Here is a 1,747-nt window from a genome sequence, read left to right as displayed (position 1 = left end):
TAGTGGTAGTTTGTGGAATCCGACTGTCACTATTTTTGTATTTGCATACGGCTATGTAATTTAAGTAGAGTGTTGAAAATTTTCCGGAAAACGAAAAATCATATAAAGAGCATATTGGTCTTGTGTTTAATACAACTTAGATGGGAAAACTGAATCCTCATAGTTGGTTAAATCTTGATGGGTGGGCTAATAGATAAATAATGGGTTATAAACCTACTGAACTTAAATTTGTAGAGGAGGACTAAAAGATGATTAACTGGAAAGATAAGATAGCAACTTTGGTTTTAGTGAAGCAAKAGTTAATGAAACAAGATGTAGAGCAAATATGGCCACATCACTTTCCTGAAGTAGGAGCAAGCGAAGAGTATGTGTATGCTCTTGAACAAGAATTGGGTTATAAACTTGATTTAATATATCGAGATTTTCTACAACATGCTAATGGTTGGAAAGGTTTTTATCAAACTGTGGACTTATTTAGTATAGAACAACTGAAGAAATCCGCTATAATGGATCACGCTCAAATGTTATTAACAGTAATTGATGACGATGTTTTAAAAGAAAATGGTGTTTTAAGACAGGAGTTATTACCAATAGCGGTCTCTGAATTGGATAAGGACTTATTTGTTTTATGTTTACCAAATTCACGTAGACCAGGTGAGATAATTTGGTTTGCAGGAGAAAAAATAGATAGGTTTGAGAATTTTGAAGAGTATTTCTTGGCAATAGTTGATTACAATAGAGAAGAAATATTGGCTTTAAAAGGTGATCAACTAAAGGGAGAATTGAATTTGGAAATCTCTGTACACAAAAACAGTTCCTCAAAAAATTAGTGACGAGGCTAATGAAAAAGGGTGTGTTATTTGTGATATTAAAGGGAAGTCGTATAAATAATGGAAAATTATTATTGTGATAAGTGGTCTAATTTACAAAAAAACCTTGGAATAAAATTAATGAGAAGAAAGTAAAAACCTTTTATGAAAATTGTGACCTACATACTGCTGTTTTAAGGAATGGAGAGTAGCAGAGGGATATGTGTGAATAAATTTCGAAATAATTAAATAAATGGAAGGAGAATATAAATATAGTATGAAGCGGTTGATTGAAATAATAAAAACATTACCAAACTGTCGGGTTCATGAGCCTACAAAATTCCCGGAATTTGATAAGGATAAGCATATGCTTCCAAGTGATGTAAAAGAATTTTATAGTCTTTGTGGAGGGCTTATTTTATTTGAAAATGAGGAATACGCTATTCATATTGTGAAGCCAGAGGAGTTTGTTTTAGCTAATCCTATAATTATAGGAGAGTTATGTGCGGAGGATATTTCATCAAATTGGTATATTATAGGTAATGATCGTATGGATGGGTATGTAACGATAGATTTAAGTGAAGAGAGATTAGGTAGATGTTATGATAGTTTCTTCGATCGACACGGTATAGTTGGAGAGTCAAAAATTATCGCAAATTCATTTACTGATTTACTTAAAAACCTCATTAACAATCAAGGGCAATATTGGTATTGGCTAAAAACAAATTTTGAATCACTTGGAGATGCTTATGATAAAGAAGAGAAGGTTAAAGATAAACTTTGACGTGATATAAAAGGAAAACGATATTTGAAACGATGTACATATTTTGTTATGAGTTTCTATGTGAAGTGAAATGCTTATGTGAAGGTAAGTTAATGGATTTTTATAACGGGAATGTAAATAGAAGYTGCAAAATAAGGAGTAGTAGTTAATGAAT

Annotated in this window: 2 protein-coding genes; both read left to right on the top strand. The window is 31.6% G+C overall.

The genetic code is table 11. The annotated features are described in order from the left end of the window. Positions 1-248: 248 nt before the first annotated feature. Positions 249-830 (top strand): SMI1/KNR4 family protein, encoded by a 582-nt coding sequence (locus AC1DTM_RS25180; protein WP_477001159.1) that lies wholly within the window; start codon positions 249-251, stop codon positions 828-830. Between the two features lie 256 nt (positions 831-1,086). Then, the gene (locus AC1DTM_RS25175; protein WP_016105236.1) at positions 1,087-1,593 is read left to right on the top strand and encodes an SMI1/KNR4 family protein; all 507 of its coding nucleotides are present in this window, start codon (positions 1,087-1,089) and stop codon (positions 1,591-1,593) included. The last annotated feature ends 154 nt before the right edge of the window (positions 1,594-1,747 follow it).

Source organism: Bacillus sp. P4_D3, assembly GCF_056401855.1.
The sequence above is the reverse complement of the archived record's forward strand: the minus strand, read 5'-3'. Positions and strand labels throughout refer to the sequence as shown.